19 protein-coding genes are annotated in these 20,391 nt (G+C 72.5%); 8 read left to right on the top strand and 11 right to left on the bottom strand.

The window, feature by feature from the left end:
* Positions 1–26 precede the first annotated feature (26 nt).
* From ACGFSC_RS19890 to asnB, 3 genes are all read left to right on the top strand, one after another.
* A complete protein-coding gene (locus tag ACGFSC_RS19890; protein ID WP_359908111.1) occupies positions 27–1,646 on the top strand; it encodes an aromatic amino acid ammonia-lyase in 1,620 nt (539 codons plus the stop codon).
* Between the two features lie 119 nt (positions 1,647–1,765).
* Positions 1,766–3,217 (top strand): hypothetical protein, encoded by a 1,452-nt coding sequence (locus tag ACGFSC_RS19885; RefSeq protein WP_359908114.1) that lies wholly within the window; start codon positions 1,766–1,768, stop codon positions 3,215–3,217.
* A complete protein-coding gene (gene asnB / locus ACGFSC_RS19880; RefSeq protein WP_359908116.1) occupies positions 3,214–5,031 on the top strand; it encodes an asparagine synthase (glutamine-hydrolyzing) in 1,818 nt (605 codons plus the stop codon). Before ACGFSC_RS19885 ends, asnB begins: the two co-directional genes overlap by 4 nt.
* A 198-nt stretch (positions 5,032–5,229) precedes the next feature.
* Here the strand turns inward: asnB and ACGFSC_RS19875 are convergent, their stop codons facing one another.
* Both ACGFSC_RS19875 and ACGFSC_RS19870 read right to left on the bottom strand, forming a co-directional pair.
* Entirely contained in the window at positions 5,230–6,069 is an 840-nt protein-coding gene (locus ACGFSC_RS19875; protein WP_359908119.1) for a methyltransferase domain-containing protein, read from the bottom strand.
* 64 nt (positions 6,070–6,133) lie between these two features.
* Entirely contained in the window at positions 6,134–6,946 is an 813-nt protein-coding gene (locus ACGFSC_RS19870) for a cyclase family protein (RefSeq protein WP_359908120.1), read from the bottom strand.
* Positions 6,947–7,032: 86 nt separating this feature from the next.
* Here ACGFSC_RS19870 and ACGFSC_RS19865 point away from each other — a divergent pair, with 86 nt between their 5' ends.
* Entirely contained in the window at positions 7,033–7,539 is a 507-nt protein-coding gene (locus ACGFSC_RS19865; protein WP_359908123.1) for a MarR family transcriptional regulator, read from the top strand.
* Between the two features lie 26 nt (positions 7,540–7,565).
* Here the strand turns inward: ACGFSC_RS19865 and ACGFSC_RS19860 are convergent, their stop codons facing one another.
* The gene (locus ACGFSC_RS19860) at positions 7,566–8,801 is read right to left on the bottom strand and encodes a serine hydrolase domain-containing protein (RefSeq protein WP_359908126.1); all 1,236 of its coding nucleotides are present in this window, start codon (positions 8,799–8,801) and stop codon (positions 7,566–7,568) included.
* 215 nt (positions 8,802–9,016) lie between these two features.
* Here ACGFSC_RS19860 and ACGFSC_RS19855 point away from each other — a divergent pair, with 215 nt between their 5' ends.
* Together ACGFSC_RS19855 and ACGFSC_RS19850 are read left to right on the top strand one after the other, a co-directional pair.
* Entirely contained in the window at positions 9,017–9,670 is a 654-nt protein-coding gene (locus ACGFSC_RS19855; RefSeq protein ID WP_359908129.1) for a nitroreductase family protein, read from the top strand.
* Positions 9,671–9,985: 315 nt separating this feature from the next.
* Positions 9,986–10,708 carry a response regulator transcription factor gene (locus tag ACGFSC_RS19850; RefSeq protein WP_359908131.1) on the top strand — a complete coding sequence of 241 codons (723 nt, stop codon included), beginning with the start codon at positions 9,986–9,988 and terminating at the stop codon, positions 10,706–10,708.
* Between the two features lie 13 nt (positions 10,709–10,721).
* Here the strand turns inward: ACGFSC_RS19850 and ACGFSC_RS19845 are convergent, their stop codons facing one another.
* Complete coding sequence (locus ACGFSC_RS19845) at positions 10,722–11,702, bottom strand: LLM class F420-dependent oxidoreductase (RefSeq protein ID WP_359908134.1); 981 nt, start codon at positions 11,700–11,702, stop codon at positions 10,722–10,724.
* A 150-nt stretch (positions 11,703–11,852) separates the two neighbouring features.
* On the opposite strand from ACGFSC_RS19845, the gene ACGFSC_RS19840 reads away from it, so the two are divergent.
* Both ACGFSC_RS19840 and ACGFSC_RS19835 read left to right on the top strand, forming a co-directional pair.
* Positions 11,853–12,176 (top strand): metalloregulator ArsR/SmtB family transcription factor, encoded by a 324-nt coding sequence (locus ACGFSC_RS19840; protein ID WP_359908136.1) that lies wholly within the window; start codon positions 11,853–11,855, stop codon positions 12,174–12,176.
* Positions 12,177–12,330: 154 nt separating this feature from the next.
* Positions 12,331–12,762 carry a hypothetical protein gene (locus ACGFSC_RS19835; protein WP_359908139.1) on the top strand — a complete coding sequence of 144 codons (432 nt, stop codon included), beginning with the start codon at positions 12,331–12,333 and terminating at the stop codon, positions 12,760–12,762.
* Between the two features lie 87 nt (positions 12,763–12,849).
* Here ACGFSC_RS19835 and rodA read toward each other — a convergent pair whose 3' ends face one another.
* From rodA to ACGFSC_RS19800, 7 genes are all read right to left on the bottom strand, one after another.
* The gene (rodA, locus tag ACGFSC_RS19830) at positions 12,850–14,049 is read right to left on the bottom strand and encodes a rod shape-determining protein RodA (protein WP_359908141.1); all 1,200 of its coding nucleotides are present in this window, start codon (positions 14,047–14,049) and stop codon (positions 12,850–12,852) included.
* Complete coding sequence (gene mrdA, locus ACGFSC_RS19825) at positions 14,046–16,346, bottom strand: penicillin-binding protein 2 (RefSeq protein WP_359908144.1); 2,301 nt, start codon at positions 16,344–16,346, stop codon at positions 14,046–14,048. Before mrdA ends, rodA begins: the two co-directional genes overlap by 4 nt.
* Positions 16,347–16,397: 51 nt before the next feature.
* Positions 16,398–17,036: a rod shape-determining protein MreD gene (gene mreD / locus ACGFSC_RS19820; protein WP_359908147.1), complete on the bottom strand. Its 639-nt coding sequence runs from the start codon at positions 17,034–17,036 to the stop codon at positions 16,398–16,400.
* A gap of 3 nt (positions 17,037–17,039) precedes the next feature.
* Positions 17,040–18,011, bottom strand: coding sequence for a rod shape-determining protein MreC (gene mreC / locus ACGFSC_RS19815; RefSeq protein WP_359908150.1), 972 nt, complete (start codon positions 18,009–18,011; stop codon positions 17,040–17,042).
* Between the two features lie 115 nt (positions 18,012–18,126).
* Positions 18,127–19,152, bottom strand: a complete 1,026-nt coding sequence (locus tag ACGFSC_RS19810) for a rod shape-determining protein (RefSeq protein WP_049648984.1) — start codon at positions 19,150–19,152, stop codon at positions 18,127–18,129.
* 365 nt (positions 19,153–19,517) lie between these two features.
* Entirely contained in the window at positions 19,518–19,931 is a 414-nt protein-coding gene (gene ndk / locus ACGFSC_RS19805) for a nucleoside-diphosphate kinase (protein ID WP_359908153.1), read from the bottom strand.
* Between the two features lie 108 nt (positions 19,932–20,039).
* Positions 20,040–20,390, bottom strand: coding sequence for a DUF4233 domain-containing protein (locus tag ACGFSC_RS19800; RefSeq protein ID WP_359908156.1), 351 nt, complete (start codon positions 20,388–20,390; stop codon positions 20,040–20,042).
* Position 20,391 lies beyond the last annotated feature (1 nt).

Here is a 20,391-nt window from a genome sequence, read left to right as displayed (position 1 = left end):
CCCGCTCCGCCCAGGAACGAGGACCCATGCCCACCACGCCTCCTCTGGCCCTGACCGGCCACGACCTGACCCTCGCCGACATCGTCTCCGTCGCCCGGGCCCGCCCCGGCACCGCCGGACCGGTCCTCGCCCCCGCCGCCACCGGGAGGATGTCCGCCTCCGTCGCCCTCAAGGAGGACTGGCTGGCGCGCGGCATCCCGCTGTACGGCATCACCACCGGATTCGGCGACTCCGTCGGGCGGCAGATCTCCGCCGACCGCGCCGCCGCGCTCCAGCGGAACCTGATCACCTACCACCTCAACGGCACCGGCCCGACCGCCGCGCCCGAGGTCGCCCGCGCCGTCCAGCTGATCCGCGCCAACTGCCTGGGGCGCGGCCCCTCCGCGATCCGGCCCGTCGTGGTCGACACCCTGCTGCGCCACCTGGCCGCCGACATCCTGCCGCTCATCCCCGAACGGGGCTCGCTCGGCGCCAGCGGCGACCTGGTCCCGCTCTGCTACCTGGCGCACGCCCTGCTCGGCGAGGGCGAGGTGCTGCACCGCGGCCGGATCCGCCCGGCCGCCGAGGCGCTCGCCGAGGAGGGCATCGAACCGGTGGTGCTCACCGCCAAGGAGGGCCTGGCACTGATCAACGGCACCTCCTTCACCTCCGCCTTCGCCGTCCTCGCCGCCCACGACGCGGCCGAACTCGCCGCCGCCGCCGACATCGCCACCGCCCTCGCCGTGGAGGCGCTGAACGGCAACGCCTCGCACTTCCACCCGTTCCTGCACCGCCAGAAGCCGCACCCCGGCCAGCTCGCCTCCGCGGCCGCGATCCGCGCCCTGCTCGACGGCTCCGAACTCGCCACCGACTACCGGGGCATCCTCGACCGCCAGGAACGCCTGGGCGACCGCGGCTTCCTCACCCACGAGCACCGCATCCAGGACCCGTACTCGCTGCGCTGTGCCCCGCACGTCACCGGCGTGCTGCGGGACACCCTGGACTGGGTGCGCCCCTGGCTGGAGACCGAGGTCAACTCCTCCACCGACAACCCGCTGTTCGACACCGAGGAGGGCCTGCTGCACCACGGCGGCAACTTCTACGCCGGCCACGTCGGCCAGGCCATGGACGGCCTCAAGACCGCCGTCGCCAACACCGCCGACCTGCTCGACCGCCAGCTCGCCCTGCTGGTCGACCCCAAGTTCAGCCGCGGCCTGCCGCCCAACCTGATCGCCCCCGCCGCCGACACCGACGCCCACGCCGGGCTCCACCACGGCTTCAAGGGCATGCAGATCGCCGCCTCCGCGATCACCGCCGAGGCGCTCAAGACCGCCCTTCCCGCCTCACTGTTCTCCCGCTCCACCGAGGCGCACAACCAGGACAAGGTGAGCATGGGCACGATCGCCGCCCGCGACGCCCGTACGGTCGTCGAGCTCGCCCGCGACGTCACCGCGATCCACCTGCTCGCCGTCGCCCAGGCGGTCGAGCTGCGCGGCCTGCGCAAGGCCTCGCCCACCCTCCAGAAGGTGCACGGACTGATCCGCGAGCAGGCCCCGTTCACCGACCGCGACCGGCGGATGGACGGCGACATCGCCGCCGTGGCCGGCCTGGTCCGGGACGGTTCGCTGCGCCGCGCCGCCGGGCTCCCGGAGCCCTTCGCCGTCTGAACCCCCGCCCTTCGCCGTCCGAACCCCCGCCGTTCGCCGTCTGAACCCCCGCCGTTCGCCGTTCCCCCGCACCGGCACGTCCCCGACCGTGACTCCCACAGCCCGAGGAGCTATCGAAGATGCTGCTACTGCGCGACCCCGCCCAACGCCAGGACGCCGCCGAGCGCCTGGACTCCCACACCGCCCTGATCCACCGCACCTGGCAGGGCCAGGACCCGGCCGAACGCTACGGCGCCGAGCTGGCCACCACGCTGGCCGCCGCCGTGCGCTCCCCGATGTACGCCGGCACCCTCACCGGGGAACTCGCCGAGCGGCTGCGCTCGGACACCCCGCTGACCCCCGCCGAGGCCCTGGACGCCTTCGCCGCGCTGCCCTTCCTCGGCAAGAAGGAACTCGGCGGCCACGGCGCCGGCGCGTTCACCCGCCCGCTGTCGGAGTTCCTGCACTACTACGAGTCCTCCGGCACCACCGGCGACCCGGCCCCCGCCCCCAAGGCGGTGGACGACCTGCTGGTCAACACCCTCAACATCGGCGAGATGTGGGGCCGGCTGCTGCGGCCCGCCGATGTCGCCCTGATCCTCATCAACGCCCCCTTCGCACCCGCCGCCTACCAGTTCGAGAAGGTGCTGGAGTACCTCGGGGTGATGTCCTTCCGCCCCTGGGTGGACAACATCACCGGCGACTACACCCGGGTGCTGCGACTGATCTCCGAACTGAACGCCAACGTCTACGTCGGACCGCCGTCCCGGCTGCTGGAGCTGGCCCAGTTCTCCCAACGGAACGGCCTGCCGCTGCCCCGCTTCGACCGGCTGCTGCTGATGGCCGAACAGACCGGCCCCAGCTTCGTGCGCCACCTCGAGCGCCTCACCGGCGGCACCGCCTACGTCGGCTCGTACGGCTCCTCGGAGACCGGCACCCTCGCCGTCACCTGCGAACACCGCCGGCTGCACCTGCAGTTGCAGAGCTACCTGCTGGAGATCGACGACGGCGACCGCACCACCGTGCTCGGCCCGGACACCGACCCGGTGCAGGGCGAGCTGATCGTCACCACCCTGGACATCCCCTCCCGCCCGCTGCTGCGCTACCGCACCGGCGACCTGGTCCGGATCGAGACCGACCCCTGCGACTGCGGCATCCGGCTGCCCGTCCTGCGCACCCTCGGCCGGGCCCAGGACGTCCTGCTGCTCGCCGAGAACAACATCCGCCAGGACGACCTGGAGGAGGCGCTGTGGGCCGAGGCCCTGCCCGGCGCCTCGGTGTTCAACTACATGCTGGTGCTGCGCGGCAGGGCCCTCGTCTGCCTGGTCACCACCGACGGCACCCCGGACGGCTCCTGGTCGAAGGTGCTGGAGCAGCGCCTCGCCCCGCTGTTCGAGGAGTACACGGTGACCGTCCACCCGGTGGAGAAGCTGCCCCCGCTGGCCTCGCTCGGCCAGTACCTGGGCTGGAAGCTCTCCCGGGTCCTGGACCTCAACGAGGAGGCCAACTGGGGCCGGCTGCCCGCGCCGCTCACCTCACTGGTGCGCGAGTCGCTGGCCCAGGTCGCCGAGGCCACGGGGGTCGGGGCATGAGCGGAATCGCGGGGCTGGTGTCGCGCAGCGGGGATGTGCGCGAACAGGCCCAACTCGTCCAGGAGTTCACCGACACCCTGACCCACCGCGGCCCGCGCCGCGGCGGCACCTGGCTGGCCCGGCACGCCGGCCTCGGCCACCGCCAGTTCCACACCGGGCCACGCAACGACGTGCCCCAGCCCTGGTTCCCGCCCGAGCTGGACCCGGCTCCGGCCGTCATCGCCTTCTCCGGCGAACTGCTCAACCCCGGCCCGCTGCACACCGCGCTGACCGCCCGCGGCCACCGCATCCGCAACGGCTCGGACGCCGAACTCGTCCTGCGCGCCTACCTGGAGTGGGGCGCCGAGGCCGCCGACCGACTGGTCGGCGGTTACGCGGCGGCGATCTGGGACGCCCGCACCGAGGAGCTGGTGCTGATCCGCGACCGGCTCGGCGTCGAGCCGCTCTACTGGGCCGAACTCCCGGACGGTTCGCTGGCGTTCGGCTCCGAACCGAAGGCCCTGCTGGCCGCCGGGCTGCCCGCCGAGGTGGACGCGAACGGCCTGGTGGACGTCCTCACCGTGGCGCTCAAGCGTCCCGGCGACGCCGTCTACCGCGGCCTGCACGAGGTCCGTCCCGGGTGGCTGCTGGTCGCCGGTCCGAACGGCGTGCGCCACCGGCGCTACTGGGCCCCGGAGGCCGCCGAGCACACCGACGACGAGCCGACCACCGTCCGGCGGGTGCGCGCCCTGCTCGCCGACACGGTGCGCCGGCAGTCCGCCGACACCGGGGTCAAACCCGGCGCCCTGCTCTCCGGCGGCCTGGACTCCAGCGCCATCGTCGGCCTGGCCGCGGCCGGCGGCGACAAGATCGCCACCTACTCGGTCGACTTCGCTGGCAGCGAGACCGACTTCAAGGCGGACGCCCTGCACGTCAGCCGGGACGCCCCGTACGTCCGGGCGGTGGTCGACCACGTGGGCACCAGGCACACCGAGATCCTGCTGGACGCCCCCTCGCTGCTCGACCACCTGGGCGCCACCCTGCGCGCCCGCGACCTGCCCGGCGTCGGCGACCTCGACGTCTCGCTGCACCTGCTCTTCCGCGAGGTGCGCGGCCACGCCGAGGTGGTGCTCTCCGGCGAGGGCGCGGACGACGTCTTCGGCGGCTTCCCCTGGTTCACCGCCGAGGCCGACCGGCCGACCGCCAACTTCCCGTGGTCGGCCGGGATCACCGACCGCAGCGGGATGCTCTCCGCCGAGCTGCGCCGACACCTGGACGTGGATGCCGAGGTGGCCGCCCGCTACGGCGAGGCGCTCGCCGAGGTCCCGCGGCTGGCGGGCGAGTCGGGCGCGGACCGCCGGCTGCGCGAGGCCTTCCACCTCCAGCTCACCCGCTTCCTGCCCTTCCTCCTGGACCGCAAGGACCGGATGAGCTTCGCGGCGGGCCTGCTGGTCCGGCTGCCGTTCACCGACCACCGGCTGGTCGAGTACGTGTGGAACACCCCGTGGGCGCTCAAGCGGGTCGGCGGCCAGGAGAAGGGCCTGCTGCGGGAGGCGGTCGCCGATCTGCTGCCCGCCGAGGTGGTGCGGCGGCAGAAGAGCGGTTTCCCGTTCGGGCAGAGTCCGGAGTACCTGGAGGCGGTCCGCGAGGCCGTCCGCGCCCTGCTCGCCGACCGCGACTCGCCGGCCCTTCCGCTGCTGAACGCCGACGCGCTGCGCGCCCAGGTGGACGGCGGCGGCTGGCACACCGGCACCTTCACCCCGCCGCCCTGGCTGCCGCGCGCGCTGCTGCTGGACGCCTGGCTGCGGACGTACGGCGTCCGCGTGGTGCTCTGACCCTCCGACCGCACGGAACGCGCCGCCCGTACCCCCGCTCCAGCGGGGTACGGGCGGCGCCGCGTTCGCCCCGGGCACGCCCGACTGAACGCCCCGACTGAACGCCCGGACTGAACGCCCGGACTGAACGCCCGACTGAACGCCGACGGGCCGGCCGCCCCCGCAGGGGTGACCGGCCCGTCGGTGTGCGCGGGTGCGTCAGGCCCGCTTCCCCCAGGCGGTGAAGACCGCGAGGGAGAGGTCCCGGAACCGCGGGTCGGCGAGCTCCCGGTACGCCGCCTCGAAGTCCTCCTCGGTGGCGAGCCCGGCGGCCACCACGGCCGGCCGGGTCTGCTCCAGGGTGAGCCGCCACCACTCGGCCTCGTCGTCCCCGCCGGCGATCAGCTGGAAGCGCGCGTCGTGGCCGAGGCCGCTCAGCCCCTTGCCCTCCAGCGGCACCGGCAGGCTGCGCGCCCATTCGGTGTCGGTGCCCACCGCGGTCTCCAGGTGGCGGCGGAAGGCCCGCAGCACGGTCCGGTAGCCGGGGTGCGGCGAGTCCTTGATCGGGAAGAAGGCCGGCTCCTCCAGCACCAGCGTCCCGCCCGGGGCCAGCCACTGGACCAGCCGCTCCACCGCCTTCTCCGGGTCGGGCAGGTGGATCACCACGTACCGGGCGTGGATGAAGTCGAAGGAGGCGGGTGGGAAGTCGTCGGTGTAGACGTCGTGGCGCAGCACCCGCACGCCGTCGGCGGCGAGTTCGTCCAGGAAGGTGGTGTCGAGGTCGGTCACGGTGACCTCGGCGCCCTGCTCGGCCAGCCAGCGGGCGACCGAGCCGCCGCCCCCGCCGACCTCCAGCACCCGGTGCCCGGCCCGCAGGCCGAGCCCCCGGAAGCGGCTGCGGGTGTGCTCGTCCAGGACGGACTCCAGCAGCCGCAGCCGGTGCAGTTCGGTGTCCACGGCGTGGCTGAAGACTCCGTCGCGGTAGCGCTCCTCCTTCCACTCCCAGCGTTCGCCGGTGGCCCCGGCGAAGACGGACTCCGAGTCGGTCTGTACGGTCATGGGCTTCTCCTGTGATCGCGGTCGAGCGTGCGGACGGACGTGCGGACGGACGTGCGGACGGGGGTCAGACGAAGGCGAGGACGCGGACCGGGCCGCCGGTCCCGCCGAGGTGCTTGGGCGCGCCGACCACGGCGACCGCGCCGAGGTCGGGCACGGTGTCGAGCCCGGCGAGGCACTCGATGGCGTACTTGCCGGCCGGCAGCAGCACCCGATGGGTGTCCGGGTCGGCCGGGCGGGTGCCGGGGTCGAGGCTGATCGAGTCGGTGCCGACGCCCACCACCGAGCGCTCGGTGACCAGGAAGTGCGCGGCCTCCACCGAGATCCCGGGGAAGCGGTAGAGCCCTTCCGCGGGGTCGAGGTTGAGGAAGGCGCCGGGGGTGTCGATCCGGTGCGCCCAGTCGTTGTCGACGGCGAGCAGCGCGCCGTCGGGGATGCGGCCGTTGCGGCTCTCCCACGCCAGCAGGTCGTCGACGGTCAGTTCGGTGACGTGGTCGCGGGCGGCGCGCTCGCCGATCCGGACCACGGCCAGCGGTGCGACCAGGGTGTCGGCCGGGATCTGGTGGGTGGCCAGGCCGTCGTCGTCGAAGTGCGAGGGCGCGTCGAGGTGGGTGCCGATGTGCTCGTTGTAGGTGAGCTCGAAGGCGTTGTACTCGTGCTCGGCGAGGTTGGCGAGCCGCTTGATCTCCATCGGCTTGACGTACAGCTCGAACACCGGCCAGTCCGGGCCGACCACGTGGGTGAGGTCCCGGACGGCCCCGCGCGGCAGGCTGATCGGGGCTCTGGCCCGGAGCGGTGCCGAGACCTCGGCGGGCGCGGCGGCGACGGGCCCGGTGGCGGTGTGGCCGGTGGCGCCGGCCACCGTTTCCGGTGAGCACATGGGATTCCCCTTCCTTGAGAACGTCTACGGAAAAACAATCTCCTGAACGCGTTATGCTGATGACCCCGCCCGCAGAAGGAGTTCCGATGGCCACCGCCCCGCGGACGCCCCGCCTCGCCTCGCCCAGCCGGACGGACGACGGGGGCGAGCGCCGGCAGTACTTCGCGACGCTCACCCGGGAGCGCCCGGACATCGCGCTCTGCCGGGCCACCACCGTGGTCGCCCGGGCCATCGACGAGGAGCTGACCGGCGCCCGGCTGACGGTGGCCCAGCACCTGGTGCTGAAGATGCTGGACGCGGTCGGGGCCTGCTCCCAGCAGGAGTTGAGCGAGCAGCTGCGGATCGACCGCAGCGTGATGGTCGGCTGCATCGACGGCCTGGAGAGCTCCGGACTGGTCGTCCGCGAGCGTCACCCGCGCGACCGCCGCGCCTACGCCGTCACCATGACCGAGGTCGGTTCGCGGGCCCTGGCCGAGGCGGAGGCGGGCATCGCCCCGATGATGGACCGGGTGTTCGCCGCGCTCACCGCGGAGGAGCGGGACACGCTGATCCGGCTGACCCGCAAGCTCCTCGCCGTCCAGCCGGGCGGGTGAGCCCCGGAGCGGGGCGGGCGGACCCGTTATCCGACCAGCGCCTGGTTGACCAACTGCCGCAGGCGTCCGTGCAGTTGGTGCGCACTGGAGGGCATCAGCTGGGTCAGGAAGAGCACCGTCAGCCGCTCCGCCGGGTCCACCCAGAAGATGGTGGACGCGGCGCTGTGCCAGCCGTACTCCCCGGCGCTGGCCGGCACCCCGGCGGCGGCCGGGTCCTGCACCACCGCGAAGCCGAGCCCGAAGCCGACCCCGGCGGTGGGCATCTCGGAGAACACCGGCCGCCCGACGCTCTTCAGGTCCCCGCCGCCGGGCAGGTGGTTGCGCAGCGCGTGCCGCAGGGTGTGCCGGCCGAGCACCCGTACGCCCTGGTACTCGCCCTCGCCGAGCAGCATCTGGCTGAACCGGTGGTAGTCGGCGAGCGTGGTGACCAGTCCGGAGCTGCCGGAGAGGCAGTGCGGCTCGCGCAGCACGTCACCGCCGAAGGCGTCGTTGCGGACGGCCTTCCCGCTCGCCGGGTCGACGACGTAGAAGCCGGCCAGCCGGTCGGCCTTGTCGGCCGGGACGTGGAAGCCGGTGTCCGCCATGCCGAGCGGGCCGAGCACCCGCTCGGCCAGGAACTCGTCCAGCCGCCTGCCGGAGGCGACCTCGATCACCCGCCCGAGCACGTCGCTGGAGGCGCCGTAGTTCCAGGCGGTGCCGGGCTCGAAGAGCAGCGGGAAGGAGGCCCACTTGGTGACGCACTGGGCGAGGTCGAGGCCGGGCGCGGTGGTCCACTCGAAGCCGTTGGCGGTGTAGATCTCGTCCACCGGGTGCGCCCGGTGGAAGCCGTAGGTCAGGCCGGAGGTGTGGGTGAGCAGGTGCACGATCCGGATCGGCTCGGCGGCGGGGACGGTGACCGGCCGGGAGGCCGGCCCGCGCTGGTAGACCCGGACGTCGGCGAACTCCGGCAGGTAGCGGGAGACCGGGTCCTGGAGGCCGATCGCGCCCTCCTCCAGCAGCACCAGCGCGGCCACCGAGGTGACCGGCTTGGTCATCGACCAGGACCGGTAGATGGTGTCCGGGGTCTGCGGCAGGCCCTTCTCGACGTCGCGGTGCCCGTATCCGGCGAGGTGGGCGACCTTCCCGCCGCGGGTCACGGCGAGCTGCCAGCCGGGCAGCCGGCCGTCGTCCACGTAGGCCCGGAGGTAGGAGTCGATCCGGCGCAGCCGCTCGGGGTCCAGCCCGACCTCGGCCGGTTCGACTTCGACTTTGATCTGCGACATGGCGTCCTCTCGCGGTCGAGCACTCTCGTCATGTTTCGAATGTTCGAAGATAGTGGAAGCATAGAAAGAATCAACTCGGCACACAAGAGCGGAACTTGAGATCCCGTCCGGTTCCACCCACTGGACTTCGAATGTTGCGCAAGTTTCGAACCATCAATAGGATCCGGAAGGATCCGCACCCCCCTTCCGACCCGACCGGAGCTGGAGCCCCGCCCATGCCGCCCCTCGCGCTTTCCATCGACGAACTCCTCACCACCACCCGGGCGGTGCGCAAGCGGCTCGACCTCACCCGCCCGGTCGAACGCGAACTGATCGAGGAGTGCCTGGCCCTGGCCACCCAGGCCCCCACCGGCCGCAACCGCCAGCGCTGGGATTTCATGATCGTCACCGATCCCGCCAAGCGCTCCGCGATCGCCGACCTCTACCGGCTCGGCCTGGTCCGCCCCCGCCAGCAGGTGGTCGGCACCGGCGTGGACCGCACCGTCGGCGACCAGCTGCGCCGGCTCCGGCTCGCCGAGAGCGCCCAGCACCTCTTCGACCACCTGCACGAGGTCCCGGTCCTGGTGATCCCCTGCGTCCGGATCGAGGGCCGGCACGAGGTCGACTCCTTCGTCGGCCAGGCCAACACCTGGGGCTCGATCATCCCGGCCACCTGGCAGTTCATGCTCGCCGCCCGCTCCCGCGGCCTCGGCACCGCCTGGACCACCCCGCACCTGCACTACGAGCGCGAGGCGGCCGAGATCCTCGGCATCCCCTACGAGACCGTCCTGCAGGCCGCGCTGATCCCGCTGGCCCACACCATCGGCACCGACTTCCGCCCCGGCCCCCGGGTCGGCACCGAGCAGATCGCCCACTGGGACGCCTGGTAGTCCCCCCGGTGGCACCGCGCCCACCAGGAAGTTCTTGACCACCGATCAGGCAGATCTTTAGGATGGCTTCCATGTTCCGGGAATGTCGAGTCAACGGCCTTGCTGCCGAAGCGACTTCCGACTGTGCGACGCACCGCTGCCGCTGTCGCCCCTGAACTCTCCTCCCGCGTCCGCGCACCGACCGCGCACCGACTCGACGCCGGAAAAGAAATCTCCTCTCATCATCACGATTCCGCCCCCGCGGTGGTGCCCCCACGCACCCCGCCGATTCCGGCTGCCCGGAGTCCCGGAATCTCGACGGCAAGGAGAACGAACATGAGCCTGTCCCTCTACCGCCCCGCCGACCCCGCCGATCCCACCGGCCCCACCGTCCGCGTGCTCATCTGCGCCGCCTCACCGCTGCTGCGCACCGGGCTGCGCACCATCCTGCAGCGCTCACCCGGGCTGCAGCCCCTGACCGAGCTCTCCACCACCGCCAGGATCGCCCAGGCCTGCGCCGCCAAACGCCCGGACGTGGTCGTCATCGACGCCGACATGCCCGGCATGGAGGCCTGCGAGGTCAAGAAGCTCACCTCCGACCGGGGCACCACAGCCCAGGGCGCTGGGCAGCCCGGCGTCATCCTGCTGGTCCGCCCCGGCGACCCGGAACGGATGCTCGACTACCTCAGAGCCGGCGCCCGCGGCCTGGTCCTGCGCGACGGGCCCGAGTCCGACATGGTGCACGCGGTCCGGGCGGTCGCCGCCGGGAACGCGCTGATCTCCCCGCCGATCACCGCCGAGGTGGTCACCGAGATGGCCCGCCGGCTGCCCGGACCTCCGCTGCACACCCCACCGCTGCTCCATCTGCTCACCCCGCGCGAACAGGAGGTGCTCACCCTGATCGCGGGCGGGCTGTCCAACGCCGAGATGGCCGCCGAGCTCCACCTCAGCGAGAAGACCGTCAAGTTCCACGTCTCCAACGTGCTCGGCAAGCTGCGCGTGCGCAGCCGGGCCCAGGCCATGGTCTACGCCCGGTCGGGACACCGGGCGGCCGGGTAGGGGCTGCGCGGCGTCACGTCTGCGGGGCCAGGGCCCGCAGCGTGTCGCGCATCCCCTCCGGCCCGGGGCCGAACTCCGGCACCGGCAGCACCGCCAGCAGCGGCGTGTCCACCCCCGCCGCCGCGAACTGCGCGATCCGCTCCCGGCACTCCCCCGGGGAGCCGTGGATCAGCAGCGCGTCGATCAGGTGCTCGGGCACCGCCTCGCACGCGCCGTGGAAGTCGCCCGCCGCCCACGCGGCGTGCGAGGCGGCCAGCTCCTCGCCGCGCCCCAGCCAGTCGTGGAAGCCGCCGTACGTCCGGGCGTTGAGGATCGGCCCGAGCAACTGCCGCCCCTGCCACCGGGCGTGGTCGCGGTCCTTGGTCGGGCAGACGAACAGCCGGGCCACCACCTCCTTGGTGCGGCCCTCCTCGCCCATCGCCTCCCGCACCCGCGGTACGTCCGCGGCCGCCAGGAAGTTGGTCACCAGCCCGTCCGCCTCCCGGCCGGCCAGCCGCAGCATCTGCGGGCCGAGCGCGCCCATCATCACCGGCGGCACCGGGTCGGGCCGCAGCGCCGGGGTGTACCCCTCGATGGTGAAGGAGTCGAACGCGCCCCGCACCGTCCGGCCCGCCAGCGCGTGCTTCAGGAACCGCACGGTGTCGCGGACCTGACGGTACGGATGCTGGAACGGGATGCCGTTGATCCGGGTGACGAACGGCGGGCCGGAGGAGCCGACGCCCACCACCACCCGGCCGGGAGCGGCCTCGGCCAGCGAGGCGACCGTCATGGCGAGCAGCGCCGGCCCTCGGGTCTGCACCGGCACCACCCCCGTGCCCAGCCGCAGCGCGGGCGCCCAGGCCGCGGCGAGCGCCAGCGGGGTGAAGCCGTCGTAGCCCGCCGCCTCCCCGGTCCACACGTCGGTGTAGCCCAGATCGGGCAGTTCCTCGACCAGTGCGCGGTGGCGGTGCAACGGGACGCCGCGCAACGGGAGCGTCAGACCGTAGCGGCCCACGGGCACCTCCCGGCGGTTCGCTCGCGGCGTTCACTCATCGGGTGTCCTTCCGCGGGAACGGCGGTGCGGGCCGGCCCCATTGCCTAAGATTGGATAGTACGCCAAAGTTCGAACAATCCATCGCAAGACCAGGACGACCAAGGAGCCGCCATGCGGACCCCGAGCCACCCGGCCACCGACTCCATCCAGCTCGCCGGCATCTTCCACGCCCTCAGCGACCCGGCCCGACTCTCCATCGTGACGGGCCTGTCCGAGGTCGACGAGCAATGTTGCAGCGACCTGGACGTCCCCCTGTCCAAGTCGACCCTCTCGCACCACCTCAAGGTGCTGCGCGAGGCCGGCGTCACCACCACCCGGGTCGAGGGCACCCGCCGGCTGATGTCGCTGCGCCGGGACGACCTCGACCTGCGCTTCCCCGGTCTGCTGGACGCCGTCCTGGACGCCGCGACCCGTGAGCCGGTCGGCGCCCACTGATTCTCCCCGACACTCCCGGGGCGGCTCTTCGGCCGTACGACCGGTCTGTGCCCCGGCCTTTGGACCTGAATCGGCCCCGCCCCGCCCCACCGGGCGCGCCGGTGGACCAGGCTTGCCGCGTCCCTGCCGTCCGCAGCCCGCCCTGGAGTCCGCCGTGCCCGCCGACACCCGCGCCCACGAGACCGCCGCCCACGACACCCCCGCTCACGAGGCCGCCGCCCGCGCCGCCCTCGACGCCTTCCTCGACGCCCTCAACAGCCGCGACCTGACGGCCTGGGCACGGACCCTGCACTACCCGCACGTCCGGGTGCACGAGGGCGAGGTGACGGTCTGGGAGGACGAGGCCGGCTACGTCGAGCGGTCCGCCCCCGAGCTGGCCCTGCTGGTCGCCTCCGGCTGGGCCCGCAGCGGCTGGGAGAGCGTCGAGCTGAGCCAGTCCTCCCCCGACCAGGTGCACGCCCTGGTCCGCTTCGCCCGCTACGACGCGGCCGGGGAGCGCACCGGCTCCTTCGACTCGGTCTACGTGCTCACCCGGCGCTCCGAGCGCTGGGGCGTGCTCGCCCGGATCGGCTTCCCGGCCGTCTGACCGCGGCGCCCCGGCCGCGGGAGCACCCCGGACACGACGGCGGGGCCGGCCCGGGAACTCCCCGGCCGGCCCCGCCGCGACGCGCGCTCAGGCCGCTATCGGCCGCTGGCTGCGCACCGCCTGGAGCAGCCCGATGGCCATCCAGTTCGCGAACATCGAGGAGCCGCCGTACGAGACGAACGGCAGCGGGATGCCCGCGACCGGCATGATGCCCAGGCACATCCCTATGTTCTCGAAGGCCTGGAAGGACAGCCAGGCGATGACCCCGGCCGCCACGATCGTCCCGTACAGGTCGGTCGCCTGCCGGGCGATCCGGCAGGCCCGCCAGAGGATCACGCCGACCAGCGCGATGATCGCCAGCGCCCCGACGAAGCCCAGCTCCTCGCCGGCCACGGTGAACACGAAGTCGGTCTGCTGCTCCGGCACGAACTGCCCGACGGTCTGGGTGCCGTGGAACAGCCCCTTGCCGGTCAGCCCGCCCGAGCCGATCGCGATCCGGGCCTGCGCGGTGTTGTAGCCGACGCCGTTCGGGTCCAGCTGCGGGTTCGCGAAGGCGGCGAAGCGGTCGATCTGGTACTGGCTCAGCAGTCCGAACTTCCAGATCGCCACGCACCCGGCGGTGCCCGCCACCAGCAGGCCGAGCACCCAGCGGTTCGCCGCGCCCGAGCCGAGCAGGATGCCCAGCACGATCGCGGCCATCACCATCACCGAGCCGGCGTCCGGCATCAGCAGCACTATGCCCATCGGCAGCCCGGCCCAGAGCAGTCCCCGGAACACCGCCCGGTGCGAGGGGAACTCCCGCTCCCCCGCGTCCACCTGGTCCGACAGCACGACCGCCATCGCCAGCACGATCGCGAGCTTCGCGAACTCGGCCGGCTGGATCGAGAAGCCGCCGCCGAGCTGGATCCACGAGTGCGCGCCGTTGATGGTCGAGCCCAGCGGGCTGAGCGTCGCCAGCAGCATCAGGAGCACGCCGACGTACAGGAACGGCACGATCGTGCGGAAGCGCCGGCTCCCTATCGCTATCACCACGGAGCACAGCACCAGCCCGACCACGAAGTTGGTCAGGTGCCGGTACAGGAAGTACTGCGGGTCCCCGTGGGTCAGCGAGTCGCGCCCGCGGGTGGCCGACCAGACCAGCAGCGAACTGCCGGCCGAGAGGGCCAGCGCGGCCAGCAGCAGTATCCAGTCCAGCCGCCAGAGCGGGGAGTCCTTGGCCAGGGCCTTGGAGACCCCGCTGCGCTGCGGTGCCAGCCGCAGCTGCCGGTACGAGCCGTAGGAGGTCATGCCCGTCCCCTTCCCGGTCCGCGCGTGGGTTCGAGCGCGGCGTCGGCCGCGGTGTACGACGCCGGACGGTCGGCGGGCGGCGTCCGGTCGAGGAAGGCCGTCGCGGGGGCCGGCTGCGCGGCGGCCGCGTCGAGCAGCGCCGGGGCCGGTGCGGCGGCCGGCGCCTGGGCTCCCGGCGCCGCGTCGACGCCGTACGAGACCGGCTTGATGATCGCGGTGCCGTCCGGGTTGAACTTCGGCAGCTCGGCCTGCGGCGCGGGCAGCAGTGCCTTGCCGGTGTCGATGCCGCCCTTGTCGTCCACGCCGTACAGCGCCTGGTAGATCCGGCGGATGGCGTCGCCGGAACCGCCGGAGCCGGTGCCGCCCTGGCTTATCGTCATGACGACGGCGTAGTCCTTGCTGTACGTGGTCAGCCAGGAGGTGGTCTGCTTGCCCTCGACCTCGGCGGTGCCGGTCTTGGCGTGCAGCGTGATCTTGTCCTGCGGCCAGCCGTTGAACTTCCAGGCGGCGGTGCCGCTCTTGATGACGCTCTCGGTGGCCTGGTTGATGTAGCTGAGCAGCTTCTCGTCGCCGGGGAACCTGGCGTCCTCGTGCGGGGCGATCTCGCGGACGAGGTCCCCGCCCGGGCTTATCACCGCCTTGGCGATGGTCGGCCGGTAGAAGGTGCCGCCGTTGGCCAGCGCCGAGTAGATCCGGGCCATCTGGACCGGGGTGACGAGGGTGTCGCCCTGGCCGATCGCGAAGTTGACGGCGTCACCGGCGCGCATCTGGTAGCCGTCGACGCAGTTCTCCCGGGCGATCTGGTCGGAGTAGCTGTTGCCGCCCTTCTGCCCCTGCGCGCACCAGGCGTCCTTGTTGTTGTCGTAGAAGGACTGCTTCCACTGCCGGTCCGGCACCCGGCCGGTGACCTCGGACGGCAGGTCGATGCCGGTCTTGGCGCCGAGGCCGAACTCGTGGGCGGTCTTGAAGAACCAGTCGCCCGGCTCCTTCTTGGGCTTGATGCCGCCGTCCTTCAGCCACTGGTCGTACGCCAGGCCGTAGAAGACGGTGTCGCAGGAGACCTCCAGCGCCTTCTCCAGGGAGATCTGGCCGAAGTTCTCGCTCTCGAAGTTCTTGAACTCGCGGCCGCCGATGGTCATGCTCTTCGGGCAGTCGTAGTGGCCGTCCAGCGAGTAGCCGGCCTGCACGGCGGCGGTGGTGGAGATGACCTTGAAGGTCGAACCGGGGGCGGACTGACCCTGTATGGCCCGGTTCAGCAGCGGGAAGTTGGAGTCCTTGCTGGTCAGCGACTGGTAGTCCTTGCCGCTGATGCCGCCCACCCAGAGGTTCGGGTCGTAGGTCGGGGCGCTCGCCATCGCGACGATCCGCCCGGTGTGCACGTCCATCACCACGGCGGCGCCGGAGTCGGCCTCGTAGTTGCGGTTGGTGACCTTGTCGAAGGTGTTCCGGGCGTCGTTCATGGCCTGCGCCAGGTTGTCCTCGACGACCTTCTGCACCCGGGCGTCGATGCTGGTGACCAGGTTGTCGCCGGTCTGCGGGGCGACGGTGCCGGCGTTGCCGATCACCCGGCCGAGGTTGTCCACCTCCAGCTTGGTGATGCCCGCGGTGCCGCGCAGGTCGCGGTCGTACACCGACTCCAGGCCGGCCCGCCCGATCTGGTCGGCCGGCAGGTAGCGGTCCAGGCCGCTCCTACCGGCGGTCTTGCTGACCTCCTCGTCGGTGACCGGCGAGAGGTAGCCGAGCACCTGGGCCATGTTGGCGCCCTCGGCGCCGGTGTAGCGGCGCACGGCGGTGGGCTGCGCGGTGACCCCGGGGAAGTCCTCGCGGCGCTCCATTATCTGCATCGCCTGCTGGGTGGTCGCCTCCTTGGTGACCGGGATCGGCTGGTACGGCGAACCGTTCCAGCACGGCTGCGGGGTCTTGGCGTCGCAGAGCCGGACCTTCTCCTGCACGTCCTTGGCGGGCATCCCCAGCACCTCGGCCAGCCGGGACAGCACCGCCTTGCCGCCGTCCTTCTGCTGGAGCAGCGAGGTGCGGCTGACCGAGACCACCAGCCGGGTCTCGTTGCCGGCCAGCACCCGCCCGGAGGCGTCCAGGATCTCGCCGCGGACGGCCGGCTCGACCACCTCGCGGATGTGGTTGCCGGTCGCCTTCGCGGTGTATTCCTTGGCGTTGCGGATCTGCAGGTACCACAGCCGCCCGCCGAGGGTGGCGAGCAGCGACAGCACCAGGATCTGCAGCACCACCAGACGGATCGTCACCCGTCGGGTGCGTCCGGTCTCGGGGATGTTGCTCACGTCTCGTGCGCTCCAGGATGCGGGGAGGTCGGGTGGTCGGGGCCGGGCCGGTTACGGGCGGCGGACGAAGCCGGGCACGCGCCGCTTCTTGTACGACGGGCCCGTCGAGGCCTCGCGGGTGGTGCGGTAGCGGGCCAGGGTGCCGAGGCCGGAGCTGCCCTCGTCGTCGTCCGCCGCGGCCACCGGGTCGCGCCCGAAGCGGCGGCCGAGGTACATCACCAGCGGCACCACGAAGGGCGCCAGCAGCAGGTCGTAGAGCAGGGCGCTGATCACCAGTCCGCCGAGGCCTACGTGCCGGGCCGCGGTGTCGCCGACCAGGGCGCCGACCATCGCGTAGAGCAGGGTGGAGGCGACCGCCGCGGCACCGACCACCAGCAGCGAGCCGGCCACGGAGCGCTGGCGGCCGTGGTCCGGGCGCAGCAGTCCGGCGGCGTAGCCCATCAGGCAGAGCACCAGCGCGTAGCGGCCGATCGCGTGGTCGGACGGCGGTGCGAGGTCGGCCAGCAGGCCGCCCGCGAAGCCGACCAGGCAGCCGCCGGTGGGCCCGTAGACCATGGCCAGGCCGACCACGACGAGCAGCAGTATGTCCGGGGTGGCTCCCGGGAGCTGGAGCCGGCCGAAGACGCTGACCTGGAGGATCAGGCCGAACAGGACGAGGCCGGCGGAGACGGGGATGCGGGCGAGGCGCATGGCTCAGTTCCCCCCAGTGGGCTTGGCGGGCGGGGCGGCGGGCGCGGAGGCCGGCACCTGTCCGGGCACGGAGGCCGGGACCTGGCCCGGCGCGGCGGCCGGCTGGCCCGCGGCGGGCGCCGGCGGCAGGACGGCGTCGCGCGGGTCGGCGCGCGGCGGCACGACCACCACGCCGACCAGGTCCAGCCGGGTGAACTGGACGAAGGGCTCGACCATGACGGTCTTGGTCAGCTGGCCGGCGTTGGCCTGGACCTCGACGACCTTGCCGACCGGGACGCCGGGCACGAACGGGCGGCCGCTCTGCGAGCCGAAGGTGACCAGCCGGTCGCCGGCCTTGACCTGGGCCTTGCCGTTGAGCAGCGAGACCTTCATCGGGCTGTCGCCGCCGCCGGAGGCGAAGCCGATCTCGCCGGTGCCCTCCAGCCGGGTGCCGGCCGAGAAGCCGGGGTCGGAGGCGAGCAGCACGGTGGCGGTGGTCGGGGCGACGGTGGTGATCCGGCCGACCAGGCCCTGACCGTTGATCACCGTCATGTCGCGGGTGAGGCCGTCGTCGCTGCCGGCGTCGATGGTGATGGTCCAGGAGAAGCCCTGGGCCGGGCCGATCGCGATGACCTGGGCCGCCTTGACGGTGTAGCCGCCGGCGCCGGCGGTGCGCAGCAGGTCGTCCAGCTGCTTGGTGCGCCCGGTGGCCATGTCGGAGGAGGCGAGCTTCTGCCGCAGTTCGGTGTTCTCGCGGGCGAGCTGGTCGGTGCGGCCGCTGTCGGTGGCCGCGTCCCGGAAGGCGCGGACGGTGTCGGCGACCGGGTCCACGACGGTGGCGGCTCCGCGCTCGACCGGTCCGAGGACACTGGCGGCGGCGTGCCGGGCCGGGCCGAGCGGGGAGTCCTCACCGCCCTTGATGTCCACGGTGATCAGCGCGAAGGCGACGGCCACCAGCAGGATGAGCAGCAGCCGGCTCTCTCGTGTGTCCCTCACGGTGCTGGTACTGCCCCTTCGTACCTGGCCGCCGCCCGGGGCTGTGGGGCCCGGGCGGCGGCCCGTTCAGTCGAGTGTCGGATGTGGCGCGTGGTACCGGTGGTGCGGCGACGTGTCAACGACGCGGCGAGGCGTCGAGTACCTGCTGGAGGGCCTCGAACTCCTCGACGCACTTGCCGGAGCCGAGCGCGACGGAGTCGAGCGGGTTCTCCGCGATGTGGATCGGCATGCCGGTCTCGCGGCGCAGCCGCTCGTCCAGGCCGCGCAGCAGGGCGCCGCCGCCGGTGAGCACGATGCCCCGGTCCATGACGTCGCCGGCCAGCTCGGGCGGGCACTGGTCGAGGGTGGTCTTGACCGCGTCGATGATCGCGTTGACCGGCTCGTCGATGGCCTCGCGGACCTCGGCGGCGGAGATCACCACGGTCTTGGGCAGACCGCTGACCAGGTCGCGGCCGCGGATCTCGGCGTGCTCGTCCTTCTCGCCCTCCAGGCCGAAGGCGCTGCCGATGCTCATCTTGATCTGCTCGGCGCTGCGCTCGCCCAGGAGCAGCGAGTACTCCTTCTTGATGTGCTGGACGATCGCGTTGTCCAGCTCGTCGCCGGCCACCCGGATGGACTGGGCGGTGACGATGCCGCCGAGCGAGATCACGGCGACCTCGGTGGTGCCGCCGCCGATGTCGACGACCATGTTGCCGGTGGCCTCGTGGACGGGCAGGCCGGCGCCGATCGCGGCGGCCATCGGCTCCTCGATGATGTGCACCTGGCGGGCGCCGGCCTGCGAGGAGGCCTCGATGACGGCGCGGCGCTCGACGCCGGTGATGCCGGAGGGCACGCAGACCACGACGCGGGGGCGGGCGAGGTAGCGACGGCGGTGGATCTTGAGGATGAAGTACCGCAGCATCCGCTCGGTGATCTCGAAGTCGGCGATCACGCCGTCCTTGAGCGGGCGGATGGCGACGATGTTGCCCGGGGTGCGGCCGATCATCTTCTTGGCCTCGGCGCCGACCGCGAGGATCCCACCGGTGTTGGTGTTCACCGCGACGACGGACGGCTCGTTCAGGACGATGCCCTTGCCCCTGACGTACACCAGCGTATTGGCTGTTCCGAGGTCGATCGCCAAGTCGCGGCCGATGAACGACAGGTTGCTCGCCATGGGGTGTGGGTGCCTTCCCGGGCTCGGAGTTCATGGGGGGGTGGACGAATGCGCGCCCACGCTTGGGCGGAGACCAGCTGAGCTGCCTTACCGGGCCCTTGAGTCGCGTCCATCGTAGTCACGCCGCGCGGCACGGACGTAGACGTGGGGCATACCGTCCATTGTCCGGGGCGTGATCGCATCTCCGAGGATTGGGACGCCGTGTCGGCGCCTCCAGTTCCCTATTTCACGATAAGAATGCCCCGGCCGGGCCAATGGTCCCGACCGGGGCGGACGAAGGTCCTGCGGGTGCGTCACCCGCTTCCCCGGGGTGTGTCACCCCTGGTCCCGCCGGGCGTGTCGCCCGGTCCGGGTCAGGCGTGCGCGGGGAAGAAGATCTTGATCTCGCGCTCGGCGGACTCCGGGGAGTCGGAGGCGTGGATCAGGTTCTCGCGGGTGATCGTCGCGTAGTCGCCGCGGATGGTGCCGGCGCCGGCCTCCAGCGGGTTGGTGGCGCCGGCCAGCATGCGGATGCCCTTGACGACCTCCTCGCCCTCGACGATCAGCGCGATCGACGGGCCGGAGGTCATGAACTCCAGCAGCGGCTCGTAGAACGGGCGGCCCACGTGCTCCGCGTAGTGCTGCTCCAGCGTCGCCCGCTCGAAGGTGCGCAGCTCGACGGCGGCGAACCGCCAGCCGGCCTTGCGCTCGATGCGGCTGATGATCTCGCCGGCCAGGCCGCGGCGGACGGCGTCGGGCTTGAGCAGGACGAGAGTGCGCTGGGACACGGTGCGTCTCCTGGGGATTCGGTTCGGCGGACAGTCGGGTCGACAAGAGGCGCCGACAGGGCAGAGATTACCTTGCGTACACGGCGTGTCGGTCCGCCGGTCCGGGCCTCAGACCTGTACTGCGGCGGCCTCCGCGGCGGCCCGGGCGGCCTTGAACGCGTCGACCTTGCGGCCGTAGTGCACCGAGCACCACCACAGGCCGGCGAAGACCACGCCGAGACCGAACATGGTCGGCAGGATGAAGCCGCTGGCGATCAGCCCGATCTGCAGCGCCCAGCCGATCTGCACCGCGCCGGGGCGGTCGATCATGCCGCAGAGCAGGACGCACAGCGCCATCGCGATGCCGCTGACCGTCCACACCTCCGCACCGGAGACGTCGGTGAGCCGCACCGCGACCAGCGCCGCGAAGAGGATCAGCAACGCTTCGCCGATCAAGGTCGAGGAGCAGAGCGTCCTCATG

It is taken from the genome of Kitasatospora sp. NPDC048715, from assembly GCF_043198905.1.
Taxonomy (GTDB): domain Bacteria; phylum Actinomycetota; class Actinomycetes; order Streptomycetales; family Streptomycetaceae; genus Kitasatospora; species Kitasatospora lactacystinica.
This window is presented reverse-complemented; position numbering and strand designations above follow the sequence as displayed.

Coding starts and splice junctions, on each gene's coding strand:
- ACGFSC_RS19890 (WP_359908111.1), top strand. CDS start 27: ATGCCCACCACGCCTCCTCTGGCCCTGACCGGCCACGACCTGACCCTC.
- ACGFSC_RS19885 (WP_359908114.1), top strand. CDS start 1,766: ATGCTGCTACTGCGCGACCCCGCCCAACGCCAGGACGCCGCCGAGCGC.
- asnB (WP_359908116.1), top strand. CDS start 3,214: ATGAGCGGAATCGCGGGGCTGGTGTCGCGCAGCGGGGATGTGCGCGAA.
- ACGFSC_RS19875 (WP_359908119.1), bottom strand. CDS start 6,069: ATGACCGTACAGACCGACTCGGAGTCCGTCTTCGCCGGGGCCACCGGC.
- ACGFSC_RS19870 (WP_359908120.1), bottom strand. CDS start 6,946: ATGTGCTCACCGGAAACGGTGGCCGGCGCCACCGGCCACACCGCCACC.
- ACGFSC_RS19865 (WP_359908123.1), top strand. CDS start 7,033: ATGGCCACCGCCCCGCGGACGCCCCGCCTCGCCTCGCCCAGCCGGACG.
- ACGFSC_RS19860 (WP_359908126.1), bottom strand. CDS start 8,801: ATGTCGCAGATCAAAGTCGAAGTCGAACCGGCCGAGGTCGGGCTGGAC.
- ACGFSC_RS19855 (WP_359908129.1), top strand. CDS start 9,017: ATGCCGCCCCTCGCGCTTTCCATCGACGAACTCCTCACCACCACCCGG.
- ACGFSC_RS19850 (WP_359908131.1), top strand. CDS start 9,986: ATGAGCCTGTCCCTCTACCGCCCCGCCGACCCCGCCGATCCCACCGGC.
- ACGFSC_RS19840 (WP_359908136.1), top strand. CDS start 11,853: ATGCGGACCCCGAGCCACCCGGCCACCGACTCCATCCAGCTCGCCGGC.
- rodA (WP_359908141.1), bottom strand. CDS start 14,049: ATGACCTCCTACGGCTCGTACCGGCAGCTGCGGCTGGCACCGCAGCGC.
- mreD (WP_359908147.1), bottom strand. CDS start 17,036: ATGCGCCTCGCCCGCATCCCCGTCTCCGCCGGCCTCGTCCTGTTCGGC.
- ACGFSC_RS19800 (WP_359908156.1), bottom strand. CDS start 20,390: ATGAGGACGCTCTGCTCCTCGACCTTGATCGGCGAAGCGTTGCTGATC.